The sequence below is a fragment of the Priestia sp. HNGD-A6 genome, assembly GCF_045784335.1.
GTDB classification, from domain to species: Bacteria; Bacillota; Bacilli; order Bacillales; family Bacillaceae_H; genus Priestia; species Priestia zanthoxyli.
This window is the reverse complement of sequence record NZ_CP138621.1, coordinates 1,907,480-1,924,626: the sequence shown is the minus strand read 5'-3', so window position 1 is coordinate 1,924,626 and position 17,147 is coordinate 1,907,480. Positions and strand designations below refer to the sequence as shown.

Below are 17,147 nucleotides of genomic sequence, written 5' to 3'. Positions count from 1 at the left end.
ATATAAAAATGAATGAAAGTCATTCATTTTTATATAAAGAAATTAAATCATATGCATTTATGGGTTAAATTGTCAGAATGTTCTTAATAAAGTGAAGGGGGAAGATAAATGAAACATGAAACAGTAACATTAAAAAGGTCGTTGAAATTATGGCAGATTGTATTAATGGGGATCGGATATATGACTCCGATGGTAGTGTTTGATACGTTTGGGATTGCGTCTGATATGACGAATGGACACGTTCCCACATCTTATATCATAGCCCTTGTCGGGATGCTTCTCACGGCAGTAAGCTACAAAAAGATGATTCAAGTGTTTCCAAATGCAGGCTCAGCCTATACATATACGCAAAAGACAATCAATCCACATTTAGGGTTCCTAGTTGGCTGGTCTGCGCTAATGGATTATCTCTTTTTACCGATGGTTAACGCACTTATTTTTCAAATTTATTTATCATCTATTTTTCCTTCGGTACCATCGTGGATTTGGGTTGTCAGCTTCGTCATTATCGTTACGCTGCTAAATTTACGAAGCGTTAATTTCACCGCCAATTTCAATACGTTTCTTGTTGTATTTCAAATGACGATTTTAGTATTGTTTGTTGCTGTTTCAATCAAAGCGTTGCTAGGCGGAATGGGGGAAGGAACCCTTTTTTCTATGAAGCCTTTTTTTAATCAGAACATGACGTCATCAGGGCTAATAGCGGGAGCGACACTTATGTGTTTTTCCTATTTAGGGTTTGATGCAGTGGCCATGTTATCAGAAGAAACGCCCAATCCTAAAAAAACGATTCCGCGAGCTATTTTTTTAGTTGCGTTAATTGGAGGAGTCATGTTTACCGTGACATCTTATTTTATTCAAGCGGTTTTTCCAACGTTAGAAGGATTCAAGCATCCAGACGCTGCAGCTCCTGAAATTGCTATGTATGTGAGCGGCACGCTGTTTCAAATTGTCTTTTTAGCTGGAGGAATTGCAGGAACATTATCATCAGGCATGTCATCGCATGCAAGCGTTTCACGTTTATTATACGTAATGGGACGGGATCGAATTTTACCTCAGTCATTTTTTGGTTATGTTCATCCTAAGCTGCGCACTCCCTCCCGAAATATTGTATTGGTCGGAGTTGTATCAGCAACTGCCATTTTCTTTAGTCTGGCAACGGCTACTTCATTTATTAATTTTGGAGCACTCATTGCGTTTTCTTTTGTTAATATTTCGGTTATCGCGCACTATGCTGTTCATCAAAAGCAGCACCGGTCGGCTAAGGGATTTTGGTCATACATTGTGATGCCACTATTAGGAGCAGCAGCGATTGGCGTTTTATGGCTCAACTTGGAGCGCAATTCATTTTTACTTGGGATTGGCTGGGCGATTGCTGGTTTAGTTTATTTGGTGTATGCAACGAAAGGTTTTAGAAGGCAGCTGTCTTCAATTGAGTTTAAGGAAACAGAAGAAATGTCACCTTTGATGAAAGTCGGAGAAAAGTAAGGATAGAAACTACCTGTTTAAGCCTATCTTATTAAGGAAGCCACATTTATGGATTACGTATTTTGAACGTGTTACTATGTAAGAACGATAAGATAGAAAAAGGTAGGTAAATTATGATTAAAGCAGTTGTGTTTGATTTTGATGGATTAATTATTGATACAGAATCAGTGTGGTACGAGGTGTACCGCGAAATGTTAGAAGACAGGGGAGTAGATCTACCGATTGCAACGTTTGCTTCTTATGTGGGAACGGATGCTACGGCACTTTACGATTATTTGCTTCAGCAGTTTAACAATGAGTTCACGAAAGAAGAACTGGCTCAAGAATCGTTAAGACGTCATCAAGAAAAAATGAAATCATTAGTAGCCCGAGAAGGTGTAGCAGAGTACTTGGCAGAAGCAAAAGAACTTGGATTAAAAATTGGTTTAGCAAGCAGCTCATATCGCGACTGGGTAACAGCATTTTTAAAAGAGCTAGATTTGCTGCACTATTTTGAAGTCATTCAAACGCGCGATGATGTAGAAAAAGTGAAGCCAGATCCGGCTCTTTACCGAAATGCAATTGAAAAGCTAGGCGTAGAGCCTTCTGAAGCTTTAGCATTTGAAGATTCTTCTAATGGAGCAAAAGCTGCCATGGCAGCAGGCTTGCGCTGTGTGATTGTACCAAATCCGTTAACTAAACATCTGTCATTCGAAAGATATCACTTACATATCGAATCGATGAAAGAGAAAAGTTTAAAAGAAGTGATTCAGTATCTTTGTATTGAAGACTAAAGCGAAAAGCGGCGCATTTTCCAAAAGAAAATGTGCCGCTTTTTTTATTGTTTTACTGCTTCTTCAGTCAAATCAAAAGGATTATCTACAGGGTTATAGACGCCGTCGTAATGTTTTTTAGTTATTAGAATAATAAGTCAATAACCTTTAAAGAAATCCTAATTCAGTATTAGTAATAGCTTCATTTATGTTTCGTTATAAGGGAAGAAGTTTCATTGACACTCTGGAAGAATATGTTTTAAGATTACTTCCAAACAGTCTTAATTCTTAGTTAATTTATGTATTTAATTAGTTTTGGAGGTTTCTATGGGGAAACATATTTATTTAAATGCGTTTGATATGAATTGTGTTGTACATCAGACACCTGGTTTATGGACGTACCCAAGTGATCAGGCGTCCGAATATAAAACGTTAGATTACTGGGTAGAGTTAGCTAAGCTATTGGAAAAAGGAAAGTTTGACGGTTTGTTTTTAGCTGATGTATTAGGCATTTATGACGTTTATAGGCAAAGTAACGAAGGAGCTCTTAAACAAGCTGCTCAGCTTCCGGTGAATGAACCAACTGCACTTATTTCCGCTATGGCGTATGCTACAAAGCATTTAGGGTTTGGGGTAACGGTATCTACTACTTATGAGAAGCCTTATGCGTTTGCGCGAAAATTTTCGACATTGGATCATTTAACAAATGGCCGTATTGCATGGAATATTGTGACTTCATACCTTGAAAGTGGATCAATCAATCTAGGATTAGAAGAACACTTTACGCATGAAACCCGCTATGATATTGCCGATGAATTTTTAGAAGTCTGCTATAAGTTGTGGGAAGGAAGTTGGGAGGAAGGAGCTGTTGTAAAAGATAAAGAAAAAGGAATTTTTACACTTCCAGACCGGGTTCATCCGATTAATCATAAAGGGAAGTGGTTTAGTGTTCCAGGCGTACATTTATCAGAACCTTCACCGCAGCGGACTCCAGTTTTATTCCAAGCAGGAGCTTCTGCACCAGGAAGAGAATTTGCTGCCAAACACGCTGAATGTATCTTTACAAGTTTTCCTACTAAAAAAGTAGCCGCAGATTACGTGAAAAAAATGCGCGCTCAAATTGCTGCAGAAGGCAGAGACCCACAGAGCGTATTAATTTTCAATTTATTTACACCAATTGTTGGACGAACTGAAAAAGAGGCGGAGGAAAAGCTTGCCCAGTTTGAGAGCTATGTCAATTTCGAAGGAGCAGCCACGCTGTTTAGCGGCTGGACGGGAATTGATGTTTCTGCCTATGAGCCAGAACAGCTCATTGAATTTATTGCAACGAATTCGGTTCGTTCTGCTTTAGAGAAATTTACAATAAGTGATCCCGATAGAAAGTGGACGATAGAAGAAGTAGTGAAATTTGTCAGTATCGGAGGGATGGGCCCAGTTACTGTGGGTAGTCCAGAACAAGTAGCTGATTTTATGGAAGAATGGATAAACGATACGGGCATGGATGGGTTTAATATGGCTTATGTGACCACACCGGGAACGTTTGCTGATTTTATTGATTTAGTGATTCCTGTTTTGCAGGAAAGAGATTTATTCAAAATGGATTACAGTGAAGGAACTTATAGAGAAAAGCTATTTAAAAAATCACATTTCTTGCCTGATAAACACTATGGCGCTCGATATCGAAAGACGAGCCAAAAGGAGAGTTTAACATGACCGCGACCACTGTAAAGGAAGAAATTTATCTTGATCAAGCAAAAAAGCTGTCCGTTTCTTTTGCAAAGGATGCAGCGCAAAGAGATAAAGAAGGCGGAACACCCAAGCAGCAAAAAGATGCTATTCGCCAAAGCGGGCTGTTAAATTTATTAATTCCTCAAAAATATGGCGGAGAAGGCGGGAAATGGTCAACAGCTTTGGCTATTGTTCGAGAGTTGGCCAAAGGCGATGCAGCATTAGGCCACTTATACGGCTATCACTCCTTGTTTGTCTCAGATATTCGAATCAAAGGTACAGAAGAACAGCAGGCTTATTTTTATCCTTTATCTGTTCAGCAGCAAGCTTTTTGGGGAAATGCCTCTAATCCTTTAGTAGAAAGTCTAAAAGGCGATAAGCAATCAGAAGGTTATCTATTAAATGGAACAAAAGCTTTTGGTTCTGGTTCACCTGATTCTCAGTACTTATGGCTATCGTTTAATGATAGAGAAACGGGGCAATATTTAAACGGAGTCGTGCCTACTGCGAGAACAGGCATTACCGTCAAGGATGACTGGAATGCGATGGGACAAAGACAGACGGGAAGTGGAAATGTAGATTTTAAAAATGTACGAATAGAAGAATATGAAGTGGTTCAAGATTTTGTTGAAAATCCTACTCCTTTTTCAACTATTGGAGCCTCGCTGTCGCAAATTATTTTAACGAATGTCTTTATAGGAAGCGCTTTTGGAGCAATTGAAGAAGCACAAAACTACACGGCTTCTAAAACACGGCCTTGGTTAACATCAGGGGTAGAAAAAGCTTCGGATGATCCAGGTATACTGCGAAAATACGGTGAACTTTGGATTCAAGCGAAAGCAGCCAGTGCACTTGCAGATGAAGCAGCTCTCATATTGGATGAAGCGTGGGAAAAAGGCAGAAAATTAACGGAAGAAGAACGTGGAAATCTAGCAGTTCACGTAGCGGCTGCCAATGTTTTCGCTGGTAATGCTGCACTGGATATCACAAGTAAGATATTCGAAGTTATGGGAGCGCGTTCGGTTCATGCTGAATACGGATACGACCGATTCTGGCGTAATGTAAGAACTCATACTCTTCATAATCCAGCTGAATACAAGCTTCGAACGGTTGGGAACTGGGTGTTGAATCAGCAGTACCCTACACCTAATCCGTATGCTTGATTTAAAAATAGTAAAAAATAAAGCTATCAGACAACTGAGGCTCCTTATTGCAGTTTATTTGTAATAACGGAGTTTTTTTGTAGCTTTCAAAAGGGGCGAATACAAGTGGAGTTATTTTGGTTTATTCCAACGTACGGAGATGGACGTTATTTAGGAAGCCATGAAGGAGCCAGGGCTGCAAGCTATTCTTATTGCAAACAAGTTGCACAAGCTGCGGATGAGCTAGGATATAGCGGGGTTTTGCTTCCGACGGGAAAGTCATGCGAGGATGCGTGGATTGCTGCATCTACTTTAGTGCCAGTCACTGAAAATCTGAAGTTTTTAGTGGCGGTACGCCCCGGTTTAATGTCCCCTACACAAGCCGCAAGAATGGCGGCAACATTTGACCGCTTTTCTAAAGGAAGGCTTCTTATTAATGTCGTAGCAGGAGGAGATCCTGTGGAGCTAGAAGGAGACGGGGTGTTTTTGAACCATCACGACCGCTATGAGCTGACAGATGAATTTTTAACGATATGGAGAAGGGTATTAAATGAATCCGATGTTCACTTCGACGGAGACTACTTGAGTGTTAAAGGTGGAGACGTGCTTTATCCGCCGATCCAAAAACCGTATCCTCCGCTTTATTTTGGAGGTTCTTCTCCTGTAGCGATGGACGTTGCATCAAGGCATATAGACGTCTATTTAACTTGGGGAGAGCCTCCTGCGCAAGTAAAAGAAAAAATTGAACGAATGAAAGAAAAAGCTAGGCAGACAGGAAGAGAAATTCGATTTGGCATCAGGCTTCATGTCATTGTTCGTGAAACTGAAGAACAAGCCTGGAAAGCGGCAGATGAACTGATTCAACATGTAGATGAAGAAGCCGTTAAATCAGCCCAAAAAGTATTTTCTCGAATGGATTCAGAAGGTCAAAAACGTATGAGCGCCTTGCATCAAGGCGACCGTTCAAACTTAGAGGTAAGCCCTAATCTATGGGCTGGTGTAGGGTTAGTTCGAGGAGGCGCAGGGACTGCTTTAGTAGGGGATGCTGATACGGTGGCACAGCGAATCAAAGAATATGCTGAGTTAGGTATCGAAACATTTATTTTATCTGGATATCCTCATTTAGAAGAAGCATATCGAACAGCAGAGCTTTTGTTTCCAAGACTTCCAGTTCAGCGTAAGCAAGATGAGAACGAGCGCACATTTATCAGTCCATTTGGTGAAGTGAAAGTGAATGATAAAGCACCCGCTAAAAGGTGAGAAAGGAGGGGAATCATGAACAACACACAAACGGTTGCAGCGTCTCAAGAGAAAATCCTTGAATTGGCTAATCAGTTGGCTAAAGAGTTTTTCAAAACAGCCGCAAAAAGAGATAGAGAAGGTGGAACGCCTCTATATGAGCGTAATCTACTTAGAAAAAGCGGTCTTTTAGCACTCCCCATTCCTAAAGAATACGGAGGTTATGGAGCCGGCTGGCCGATTGTTTTTAAAGTCGTGAATATCATTGCGAAAGCAGATAGTTCACTTGCACACTTGTTGGGGTATCATTATTTGACGGTTTGTTCGACGTTTCTATTCGGAAGTACTCAGCAGTACAAAACTTTTTACGAAGAAACAGCAGCTCAGCAGCTTTTTTGGGGCAATGCCTTTAATCCTAGAGATTCAGGGTTGAAAGCAGTTCAAGAAAACGGACGATTAATGCTCAGCGGAAGCAAGAGTTTTTGTTCGGGGGCAACGGATTCCGATCGTTTGTTAGTATCGGCTCAAGAAGAAAACGGTGAGGTATTGCTATGTGTACTTCCTACTCATAGAGCAGGAATTGTTACTGAAGATAATTGGGACGGATTTGGACAGCGTCAAACGGACAGCGGAAGTGTAAAGTTTGAAGGTGTTATCGTTTATGAAGAAGAAATATTGCATAAAGCAGATGGAGAGCAAAAGGTTTTTCCTACGGTACGAACACATTTAGCTCAGCTTATGCTCACTCACTTATTGTACGGTATTGCTCAAGGCGCTTTGGAAGAATCAAAAGCTTATCTGAAGGCTCATACAAAACCGTGGCTAAGTTCAGGTGTTGAAGCAGCGGAGCAAGATCCTTATATTATTCAGCAATACGGTGAAATGAGTTTAAACCTTCATGCTTGTTCAGCACTTATAGAAAAAGCTGTTACAGAATTTGATCGTGCATGGGCAAAAGAAGATGCGCTAACGGGACAGCAGCGTGGCGAGTGTGGAGTCGCCATTGCGATGGCTAAAACGTTTACTGCCAAAACGGCCTTACATATTACTTCCACTATATTTGATGGGATGGGTGCTAGGGCCACGTCTGATCAGTACAAATTTGATCGCTACTGGCGCAACGCACGAACAATTAGCTTACACGATCCTGTTGCTTACAAGCTTCGTGACATAGGTAAATGGTATCTTAGCAGTGAACTGCCGCCGATTACCCCATATTCATAGAAGTCTACTAAAAAAAGAGGTTGGGACAAAAGTATTTTAATTGTAGGAAGATCCGAACGATGAATCGTTCGGATTTTTTATGGTTAAGGTGAACGTAGGTTTCATATGTTGAGTTGCTTCTAGCTGTTGATTGGATGGGTTTCATTATGTAGCAATTTCTTTTTTAATAGAATGGGTATAACTTTTTTAATTAAAAAATAACGAATCAGCTTGTTTAAATAGATAAAACTGATATAATGATAACGATTATCAGTTTCAAGAGTCAATTATCTACATAAAGATACAAGCAGGAGGAATGACATTTGAATAAGAAAAAAATAGGACTGCTGGCTTTTATTACAATGCTGGCAATCGGAATGCTTATCGGCTGCAGCAGTACGAACAAGGAAAATTCAGCCGATGAAAAAAATGAAAAAACAAGAGTGGTTAAACATGAGCTTGGAGAGACAAAAGTAAAAGAAAATCCAAAGCGAGTAGTTGTATTAGAGTTAGGTTTTATTGATGCATTGTTAGATGCTGGTATTAAACCTGTAGGAGTAGCTGATGATGATAAAGCAGAACAGCTTATTGATAAAGATGTACTAAAAGAAATCAAAGGATACAAATCAGTTGGCACGCGAGCACAGCCTAGCTTGGAGTCGATTAAACTGTTGAAGCCAGATTTGATTATCGCTGATTCAGAACGTCATAAAAATGTATATAAAGAATTATCGAAAATTGCGCCAACAATTGAATTAAAAAATTTAAATGCTAATTACGATGATTTACTAAATACGGAGTTAAAAGTAGGAGAAGCGGTTGGCAAGAAGGCAAAAGTTGAAAAAGTTGTAGAAGAGCATAAGCAAAAAATGAAAGATTTAAAAGCAAAAGCGCCAAAAAATCCGGGCAATGTACTTGTTATCGCTGATGCAAATGGTAATATTAATGCTAGAACTTCAAATTTCTTTACAACGGGTGTTCTTGAGCAATTAGGCTTCAAAAATGCATTAACAGATCCTACAAAAGAGTACAGTGTAAAAATGACAATGGAACAGCTCGTAAAAGCAGATCCAGACAAACTCATTGTTATGCGAAATGAAAAAGGTCATACGCCTTTAGCAAAACAGCCATTATGGAAAGAGCTAAAAGCGGTTAAAAATAATCAAGTGTATGAAGTTGATGTATTTAAATGGTCTCTTCGCCGAAGTGTACAAGGTGCAAATGGTATTGCAGATGAAGCAGAAAAGTTATTATTTGAAGGCAAATAATAACGAAGAAAAGAACAATCCAGCGGGGTTGTTTTTTTCTTTTTATTGAACTTTCAAATGGAAGGAGGCGCAGTCTACTATGAAAGCTGTTCACGGTTTATCCAAAAGAAACAAATCTCCACTTCGCATAATAGCTATTTTTCTTGCTGTTATCATTCTTTTACTGATTTCTATGTTTTTATCTATTTCCATCGGTTCTATACATATTTCTTTTGGGACGATTAAGCAAGCTTTACTAGATTTTGACGGATCAAAAGAACAATCGATTATTCAAACTGTCCGCCTGCCTCGCTTATTGGTCACGGCATTTGTTGGTGCTAATTTGGCTGTCGCCGGAGCGTTGATGCAAGCATTAACTAGAAACCCATTAGCTTCTCCTGGTATTTTTGGTATTAATGCCGGGGCATCAGCGGCAATGGTATTTTTAACGGTTTTAGTGCCAGGTGTAAGCATGATTGGCGGGGTGTTTGGAGCATTTTTAGGAGGCGCCTTTGCTGCTGTTATTGTCTACGTCATGAGTTCGTTGATTAAAGGAGGAGACAGCGATGTAAAGCTTGCTTTAACGGGTGTCGCTATACAAGGTATGCTTATGTCTCTTACACAAACGCTACTAATTTTTAATGAAAGCAAAACAGAAGGCGTTATGTTCTGGCTCACCGGCTCAGTTATTGGGCGGGACTGGGGACATGTTCACGTGTTGCTTCCTTTTAGCATTGTAGGTCTGCTTGTTGCGTTTGGTCTGGGAAGAGCGTCTTCTTTGCTATCTTTAGGAGATGATGTAGCTAGAGGACTCGGGCAGCGTGTCTTTGCCATTAGAGCGTTCACTGCAGTTGTTGTGATTGTATTAGCTGGTGTTTCAGTGGCGATTGCGGGTCCTATTGGATTTGTAGGGCTTGTTGTTCCTCATATGGTGCGCTATTTAATAGGTGTAGATTACCGAGTTGTTTTGCCAATGAGCGCGCTGCTTGGAGCATCTTTACTGCTATTAGCAGACGTATTGTCGCGATTTATTACATACCCGTATGAGACCCCTGTAGGTGCAGTAACAGCATTGCTTGGAACACCGTACTTTATTTACTTAGCGAGACGCAAAAAAACAGAAAGGAAGGCATGAGTATATATGCAGACTGTCAATAAAACAAAAAAGCAGCCATCTCGATTCAAGTCTGTCGGCCTGTTTATCATTCTTTCTGTCTTAATTATAGCGCTGAGCGTGATAAGCCTTAGCTTAGGAGACATTAACATACCTCCTTTAGATATTATTACGTCTTTTATTGGCATTGGCGATCCTGACTTGACGTCTATTTTGGTAGAATTTCGCCTGCCTCGTATTTTGCTGGCTATTTTAACCGGGATCGGCCTAGCTGTGTCCGGAGTCGTCGTACAGTCTATTATGAGAAATCCGCTCGCTAGTCCCGATACATTAGGTCTTTCAAGCGGATCAGGGTTAGCTGCTGTTGCAGTCACTATTTTACTGCCTTTAGCAAGTCCGTCTGTTTTATCAGTCGCTGCGTTTGCAGGAGGCTCCTTTGTCTTCGTAATCGTCTATTTGCTTGCTTATAAAAAAGGAGTAGAACCTATTCGATTTGCGTTAATAGGTGTAGCGGTCAGCGCTTTTTGTTCATCCGGTATTCACTTGTTAATTTCAAAAGCAAATCCAAACGTAAACGCAGCACTCATTTGGCTGAGCGGCAGCTTATGGGGAAGAACATGGGATCAATTGATTGGTTTACTTCCGTGGGTCGTTATACTAGTACCGCTGATTTGGCTGTTAGCTGCTCGGTTAGATTTAATTCACTTAGGCGATGAAGTGGCTAGGGGGCTAGGGGCTAGAGTAGAGCTAATTCGTCTAGTATTACTAGCAAGCGCAGTGGCAATGACAGCTGCCGTTGTATCGGTTGTTGGTACCATTGGCTTTGTCGGGCTTATTATTCCTCATGTGGCCAAACGGTTAGTGGGACCGAGACATAAACAACTGATTCCTACAGCCGCTTTACTTGGAGCTTTGTTTGTACTAGCGGCAGATTTGATTGGGCGAGGAATTGCTCCTCCGATTGAAATTCCGGCCGGATTAATCATTGGCATTATCGGCGCTCCGTATTTTCTTTATTTACTGTGGAGAGAATCTAAAAAATAAGCTCGCGCTTTAGCGCGAGCTTATTTTTATTCCAAGTGAATTTTGGGAAATGGAATATGCGGAGGCTCTTCTAGCCATCCTTGTTCAATACTTATTCTTGATACTTCTTTGGCATATTCCAAAATTTCAGTCGTGAAGTTTGTATAGTTTAAAGCGAGATCTAAACGGGGGCTTGTTGACATCGCAAGCCCGTAGCCACGTACATTTTCAGTAATCATCGCAGCTAGGTGAAACATCATGAGTTTTTCTGAAAATGGGGGAACAGAAGACTTTTCTACTCCGTAATCCCACTTCATTGTGACCGGTATGTTTTCTACCATTAGCGGTTGTGACAGGGATTCAATATGCTGCTGCACAAGCTCTCTACCCTTTAATAAAAAAGCCTGAATGTCCTGAGAAGGAGCTGTTTGAGCAAACCCTAAAATTAAATCCTTTGCAATTAAGTTCGTCTGTATGCTTGACACGATATGAGAAATTTCAATGACGGTTAACGGCCGCTTTTCATCAAAATAGCTTCCTAAGAAGAGTTCTTTATCGTTCATATCAGACGCATCTGCAATAGGAATGGGAGGCAGTTCTATAAAAATTTGTTTTTCTAACAACAAATCTGTAATCGTTTGGTTAAGCTTTTCTGCTTTTAACAGCAAGCTGCGAAAAAAAGATCGTACATCATTTCTTGCGGCAACATCGACGCCCGTAGTTGCTGACAGCAGAAGGACATTTGAAATATGCTTTAAATAAAGCAAATAAAAAGAATCCGAAAATAATTTTGGAGCTTCAGCGTCAAGGTCTTCTTCTCCGAAACCAAGCGGGATTGGCATATTTTCTTTTAAAAAGATAGCAGTGAGCGCATCACTGTTTTTTGTTGTGATATGCAGTGTACCTTGAATCGCTTTTTGAATCTCTAAATCGTCTACATGACAAAGAAATTGTTTGAGCATACAAGAAATCGCTTTATCGTTCATATATTGCTTCCAAATAACAGCCATCTCAGCGGCTGATAGTGGAGAAAATGATTGATTATTCATAATAAACTCCTCATGCTAAGTAATTAACAAGTTTCTAAAAGGTTACCAACTAGTATAAGTCAAAGGAAGTAAGATAAACACTATAGAAAGTAAAAAAGGTATCAACATTTTACTATAAGAGTAAACGTCATGCATAATTTAAAGGTTCTTTTAGCAAAAGAAGGGCGCAGCCGCTTCTTTCTTGCAAAGCAGAAATAAAACCGAAATAATAAATGAAGAAAGTTAGGCAAGAAAGGAGTTTCATTATATGCCAGAAGGTCCAGAAATTAGACGAGCAGCCGACGAAGTGGAAAAAGCGATTATCGGTCTTCCTGTTCGCGAGATATGGTTTGCTTTTCCATCTTTGCAACATTATGAAGAAGTATTAACAGGAGCTCGTATTGAGAGAGTAGATACAAAAGGAAAAGCTATGCTTATTCGTTTTGACAACGGCTATACCATTTACTCACATAATCAGCTTTATGGAAAATGGTATGTTCGTTCATCTTACAATTATCCATCTACAAACAGACAGCTGCGCCTTGCAATTCATAATGAAAAAAAATCAGCGCTGCTTTATAGCGCTTCTGATATTGAAGTATTGCGTGATGAAGAAGTTCCAGCTCATCCTTTTGTATCAAGGGTTGGTCCTGATATCTTAAGTGAAGAAGTAACGGCAGGTGAGCTTTTAGACCGTTTTTATTCTAAACCATTTTATCGTAGAAAGTGGGCATCGCTGCTGCTAGACCAAAGCTTTATAGCTGGGATTGGCAATTACTTGCGCAGTGAAATCCTATTTGTAGCGGGAATTAACCCTGCAGCTCGTCCCATAGACTGCACGGAAGAACAGCTTAAAAAGGCAGCTGAAGCAACCATTTCTCTTGTAAAACAGTCCTATAAAACAGGTGGCATTACAAATGATGTAAAGCTTGCTGAATCGTTAAAAAAGAAAGGGCAAAAGCGCTCTGCATACCGCCACTGGGTTTTTAACCGTGAAGGAGAAGCTTGTCGAATTGACGGCACGCCTATTCTAAAAGTCCAAGCTGCTTCTAGAAGGCTTTATTACTGTCCTACTTGTCAGAAATAGCAGGATATATTTATTCTGCTATTTTTTTGATGTAAAAATGAATGAACATTCATTTTTGTGATATAGTTAAAAAGTAAAGTCATAACCTTAAGGGGAGGGATAAGATGGAATGTAAAGCAGGAGATACATTTACGTGGCAAAGAACGTTTCAAGAGGAAGAAATCATGCAGTTTGCGGAGATGACTGGAGACCGGGGCAAACATCATATAGAACGTGACGAAAAAGGGCGGCTAATGGTACATGGGCTTATGACTGCTAGTATTGGGACAAAGATAGGGGGAGACTTAAACTACATTGCAAGAGAAATGGTGAGTGAATTTCTTCGTCCAGTTTTTGCAGGAGATACAGTTACCTGTGAATGTATATTAACTGAAGTAGAAAAAGCAGATGGTTTTCAAAAAGTGAAAATCAAATCAGTGTATCGAAATCAACAAGGTAAAGAAGTACTGATAGGGACAAGTAATGGAATTATAAGAGATTGAAATGAAAGCGCTAATAAAAAATAAGTTATGAAGGTTGTTAAAAAAGTCACGGATTCGTGACTTTTTTATTGTGCAATTTCCTTCTTTTGTTGGTTACCATTTAAATGTAAATATGGTAATTTAGTAAAGTTGAGTTTCACAAATGGTAAAAATGTGTATTTACTAAGTACATAGATTCTTATTTTTGGAAAAATATTTAAAAAGGAGTTTCTTAGATGAAAAAAATAATTAATACCGGCTTAGCACTATCATTCGCTCTATTGCTTTCGGCATGTGGGATGCCGTCTTCAGAGGAATTAACGGGTGACGTGAAAGAAGCACAAGAAAAGGTGAAAAATGTTCAAGTGAAAGTCAATGGGAAAGAAGAAGGATCGTCTGATTACAAAGTCAACGGAGTACAAGAGTTTGATTTTAAAAGTAAAGCAGGTTACATTAACACAAAAATGAACGGCGAAGAATTGAAGATGTATCATGACGGTGATGAAACGTTAGCTGTGGCTGGAGAAGAAAGCACAAAAGTACAGGGAGAAGAAAAAAAGTACGTTAAGGCTTTAATTAATAACGCTAGGGAGCTTCAACAAAATCCAATACGCTACTACCAAAAGTATGATAAAAATCTTCCAAATGAATTTGACGTCACCGAAAAAGGCAAAGAGTATGTATTAACATTTAACGGAGACAAAGACAAAAAGCAAAAAATTGTAGCAGGTGATGCTAAAGCTTATTATAAAATAACAAATCAAGGCAGCGATACTGCTGTAGACCTTGACCAAATTAAAGGAAAAGATTTTTCGCTTATTGTGACAATTGATAAAGAAACGAAGCAAATAAAGAAAGTAGTAAAAAATCAGTCGTATTCAGTTAAAGTAGACGGAAAAACAGAAAACTCAAAGTCTAAGCAAACGTATACGTATACATATAACCAATTAGACAATGTAACAAAACCAAAAGTGGAAGCAAAAGCCGCTGCTGCTTCTAATGGTAGCAGCACCGAAACGCCAAATAAAGAAAAGCAGGCTGCCTATGCCAAGGAAGCGGGACAATACGTGGATGCTTTAATTCAAGCCACTGTTTATCAAAATACAGATCAATTTGTTGCTAAACATCCGAATCAGCAAGATAAGAAACAGGTAAAAGAAAAAGGGGAGTTCCAAAAGAGTTCGTTTGTAGAGTTTTTTGAAACGAATTTTAAAGGGGCTTTATCATCATTGAGCTCAAATATAACCGATGAGCAGTTAAACGAAGTAAGCAGCGCTTTTCTAAAAGCTCTTTCATCTACAAAATATACCATTAAAGATGCAGCGTATAGTGCTGAAGATGGTGCGTACGTCGTACAAGTCGAAATTCAAGGATTTAACGATGCAAGTGTATTAGCGGAAGTCATGACACCACTTGCAGAAAAATATCAGGCGGGTGAGATGAGTAACGAGCAGTTAGTAAACGAACTTATTGACGGAGTAGCAAAACGCTATCGTGAGCCAGTTGAATTACTTCCGGCAAAAACAGTCCCTGTACACGTCGTAAGAAATGGTGAAAAAGATTACGAAGTTTTAATGCAAGATGAGTATCTGTTAACATTTGCTCAACAATCATAAATAGATATAAAAAAGGATTTCAGCTATATGCCTGAAATCTTTTTTTATGTTCTTTTAAAATATAATTTCAGAAAATAAAATAAATTATTGAAATTATATTTTAAAAGAATTATAATAACCATAACTTCACTACATGATGAAAAAGGGGCCGAAAAGATGAATGAACAGCTTACGTTATTAACAACAGAGTCTCAAAACGAGCAGACCATGAAGATAGATACGGCTAGTACAAAAGAAATTTTAAACGTAATGAATAAAGAAGATCAAAAAGTGGCGCTGGCTGTGCAAGAGGTACTTCCAGACGTAGAGGTAGCAGTTGAGTTTGTAAGCGAATCGTTTCAAAAGGAAGGGCGGCTTATTTATGTCGGAGCAGGAACAAGCGGACGGCTGGGAGTATTGGATGCTGTTGAATGCCCGCCTACTTTCAGTACCAATCCCAATCAGGTACAGGGACTGATGGCTGGAGGAGAAAAAGCATTTGTGAAAGCAGTTGAAGGTGCAGAAGATAAAGAAGAATTGGGAGCAGCAGATTTACAAAAAATACATTTAAATGAACGAGACACAGTCATTGGAATTGCTGCAAGCGGACGTACGCCTTATGTGATTGGTGCATTGAAATATGCAAAATCTGTAAAAGCTAAAACAGTAGCGCTGTCTTGCAATGGTAATTCACTTATTGGAAAAGAAGCAGATCATAGCATCGAGGTAGTAGTAGGTCCAGAAGTGCTAACAGGTTCCACAAGGTTAAAAGCAGCAAGCGCTCATAAAATGATTCTCAACATGATTTCTACCGCGGCCATGATTAAAGTAGGAAAAGCATATGAAAATTTAATGATAGATGTTCATGTGAGTAATGAAAAGCTTAAGGAACGAGCGATAGGTATTATTTGTAAAATTACAGGTGTTTCTTACGAGCGAGCAAGTCAAACGCTTGAAGAAGCAAATAATGAGGTAAAAACAGCAGTGGTTATGATCAAAACAAATGAAAATTACGACACCGCAAAGATATTACTGAATGATGCGGGCGGTTATGTGAGAAAAGCGATTGAAAATTATGTATAAAGGAGAGAAACGATGTCAACAGGTGGATTAACGATGATAAAAAACACGGTAGCTAAGCTTCCTGATTCGGAGAGGAAAATTGCTGAATATATTTTAAATAATCCGCATACTGTGGTAAACAGTACGGCTGGGGAATTAGGTAGACTAGCAAATGCGAGCAGTGCTGCCGTTATTCGTTTGTGCAAATCTATCGGGGTTAGCGGCTTTCAAGAATTAAAAGTAAGAGTAGCCGGTGATTTAGCTAGAGATACAGAACAAGGATACCGGGATATTGAAACAAATGAAACGATTCAATCTATTGTCAAAAAAACGGCAAGCAATAGCATTCAAAGTCTAAGTGATACGGCCGAGCTTGTGAATTATAAAGAAGTAGAGCGGGCTGTTTTGGCGCTGATTGAAGCAAAAAACATTCATTTTTTTGGAATTGGTGCTTCACATATTATTGCGATAGATGCTCAGCAAAAATTTCTTCGAATTAATAAAAATGCTACGGCTTTTGCAGATAGCCATCTAGCAGCTACACTCATCGCAAATGCAAGTAAAGACGATGTAGTCGTGGGTATTTCTTTTTCAGGAGAGACTCCTGAAGTAAGCAACGTCTTATCTTTAGCTAAAAATCGCGGAGTAAAGACGATTAGCTTAACCAAGTACGGACAGTCTACCGTTTCGTCTTTAGCAGATATTTGTTTGTATACGTCTTATTCTCAAGAAGCGCCGTTTCGAAGCGCAGCAACATCGTCTCGTTTAGCCCAGCTTTATGTGATTGATGTTTTATTTTTAAGTATTGCAGCGCAGCAGTACGACCAGACGATTGAGTATATTGACAAAACAAGAGATGCCATTCAGTTTTTGAAAGATAAGAAATAAAAAAAGAGAACGATTACAAAAAAGGGGATTTTGTGGTCTGTTTCCTCAGTGGCGTATCCATCTAAGAGGAAAATACAAAGGGGGATTAAC

The 17,147-nt window shown here is 39.4% G+C and carries 15 protein-coding genes; 14 read left to right on the top strand and 1 reads right to left on the bottom strand.

Annotation, left to right across the window (positions count from 1 at the left end):
- The first annotated feature begins 108 nt into the window (after nt 1-108).
- The 9 genes from SCI76_RS09675 to SCI76_RS09635 all read left to right on the top strand — a co-directional run bounded on the left by SCI76_RS09675 (nt 109) and on the right by SCI76_RS09635 (nt 10,957).
- Nucleotides 109-1,488 (top strand): APC family permease, encoded by a 1,380-nt coding sequence (locus SCI76_RS09675; protein WP_048020086.1) that lies wholly within the window; start codon nt 109-111, stop codon nt 1,486-1,488.
- A gap of 113 nt (nt 1,489-1,601) precedes the next feature.
- Nucleotides 1,602-2,261 (top strand): HAD family phosphatase, encoded by a 660-nt coding sequence (locus SCI76_RS09670; RefSeq protein ID WP_014461428.1) that lies wholly within the window; start codon nt 1,602-1,604, stop codon nt 2,259-2,261.
- Nucleotides 2,262-2,567: 306 nt separating this feature from the next.
- The gene (locus SCI76_RS09665; protein WP_407545169.1) at nt 2,568-3,953 is read left to right on the top strand and encodes an LLM class flavin-dependent oxidoreductase; all 1,386 of its coding nucleotides are present in this window, start codon (nt 2,568-2,570) and stop codon (nt 3,951-3,953) included.
- Nucleotides 3,950-5,131 carry an acyl-CoA dehydrogenase family protein gene (locus tag SCI76_RS09660; RefSeq protein ID WP_176344604.1) on the top strand — a complete coding sequence of 394 codons (1,182 nt, stop codon included), beginning with the start codon at nt 3,950-3,952 and terminating at the stop codon, nt 5,129-5,131. The genes SCI76_RS09665 and SCI76_RS09660 overlap by 4 nt, the downstream gene beginning before the upstream one ends.
- Before the next feature lie 105 nt (nt 5,132-5,236).
- The gene (ssuD, locus tag SCI76_RS09655; RefSeq protein ID WP_033578143.1) at nt 5,237-6,370 is read left to right on the top strand and encodes an FMNH2-dependent alkanesulfonate monooxygenase; all 1,134 of its coding nucleotides are present in this window, start codon (nt 5,237-5,239) and stop codon (nt 6,368-6,370) included.
- A 15-nt stretch (nt 6,371-6,385) separates the two neighbouring features.
- The gene (locus SCI76_RS09650; protein ID WP_407545168.1) at nt 6,386-7,573 is read left to right on the top strand and encodes an acyl-CoA dehydrogenase family protein; all 1,188 of its coding nucleotides are present in this window, start codon (nt 6,386-6,388) and stop codon (nt 7,571-7,573) included.
- 302 nt (nt 7,574-7,875) lie between these two features.
- Nucleotides 7,876-8,820 (top strand): ABC transporter substrate-binding protein, encoded by a 945-nt coding sequence (locus SCI76_RS09645; protein ID WP_028412138.1) that lies wholly within the window; start codon nt 7,876-7,878, stop codon nt 8,818-8,820.
- Between the two features lie 79 nt (nt 8,821-8,899).
- The gene (locus tag SCI76_RS09640) at nt 8,900-9,934 is read left to right on the top strand and encodes an iron ABC transporter permease (RefSeq protein WP_033578146.1); all 1,035 of its coding nucleotides are present in this window, start codon (nt 8,900-8,902) and stop codon (nt 9,932-9,934) included.
- A gap of 6 nt (nt 9,935-9,940) precedes the next feature.
- Nucleotides 9,941-10,957: an iron ABC transporter permease gene (locus SCI76_RS09635; protein ID WP_028412140.1), complete on the top strand. Its 1,017-nt coding sequence runs from the start codon at nt 9,941-9,943 to the stop codon at nt 10,955-10,957.
- 26 nt (nt 10,958-10,983) lie between these two features.
- Here SCI76_RS09635 and SCI76_RS09630 read toward each other — a convergent pair whose 3' ends face one another.
- A complete protein-coding gene (locus tag SCI76_RS09630; protein WP_033578148.1) occupies nt 10,984-11,985 on the bottom strand; it encodes a DUF3231 family protein in 1,002 nt (333 codons plus the stop codon).
- Between the two features lie 247 nt (nt 11,986-12,232).
- Here SCI76_RS09630 and nei point away from each other — a divergent pair, with 247 nt between their 5' ends.
- The 5 genes from nei (at nt 12,233) to SCI76_RS09605 (ending at nt 17,057) form a co-directional block, all read left to right on the top strand.
- The gene (gene nei / locus SCI76_RS09625; protein WP_028412142.1) at nt 12,233-13,051 is read left to right on the top strand and encodes an endonuclease VIII; all 819 of its coding nucleotides are present in this window, start codon (nt 12,233-12,235) and stop codon (nt 13,049-13,051) included.
- A gap of 104 nt (nt 13,052-13,155) precedes the next feature.
- Nucleotides 13,156-13,533 carry a MaoC family dehydratase N-terminal domain-containing protein gene (locus tag SCI76_RS09620; protein ID WP_013055587.1) on the top strand — a complete coding sequence of 126 codons (378 nt, stop codon included), beginning with the start codon at nt 13,156-13,158 and terminating at the stop codon, nt 13,531-13,533.
- Nucleotides 13,534-13,748: 215 nt separating this feature from the next.
- Nucleotides 13,749-15,128, top strand: coding sequence for a DUF6612 family protein (locus SCI76_RS09615; protein ID WP_048020093.1), 1,380 nt, complete (start codon nt 13,749-13,751; stop codon nt 15,126-15,128).
- A 156-nt stretch (nt 15,129-15,284) separates the two neighbouring features.
- A complete protein-coding gene (murQ, locus tag SCI76_RS09610) occupies nt 15,285-16,190 on the top strand; it encodes an N-acetylmuramic acid 6-phosphate etherase (RefSeq protein ID WP_338705262.1) in 906 nt (301 codons plus the stop codon).
- Between the two features lie 12 nt (nt 16,191-16,202).
- Nucleotides 16,203-17,057, top strand: a complete 855-nt coding sequence (locus SCI76_RS09605; protein ID WP_048020094.1) for a MurR/RpiR family transcriptional regulator — start codon at nt 16,203-16,205, stop codon at nt 17,055-17,057.
- Nucleotides 17,058-17,147: the final 90 nt, after the last annotated feature.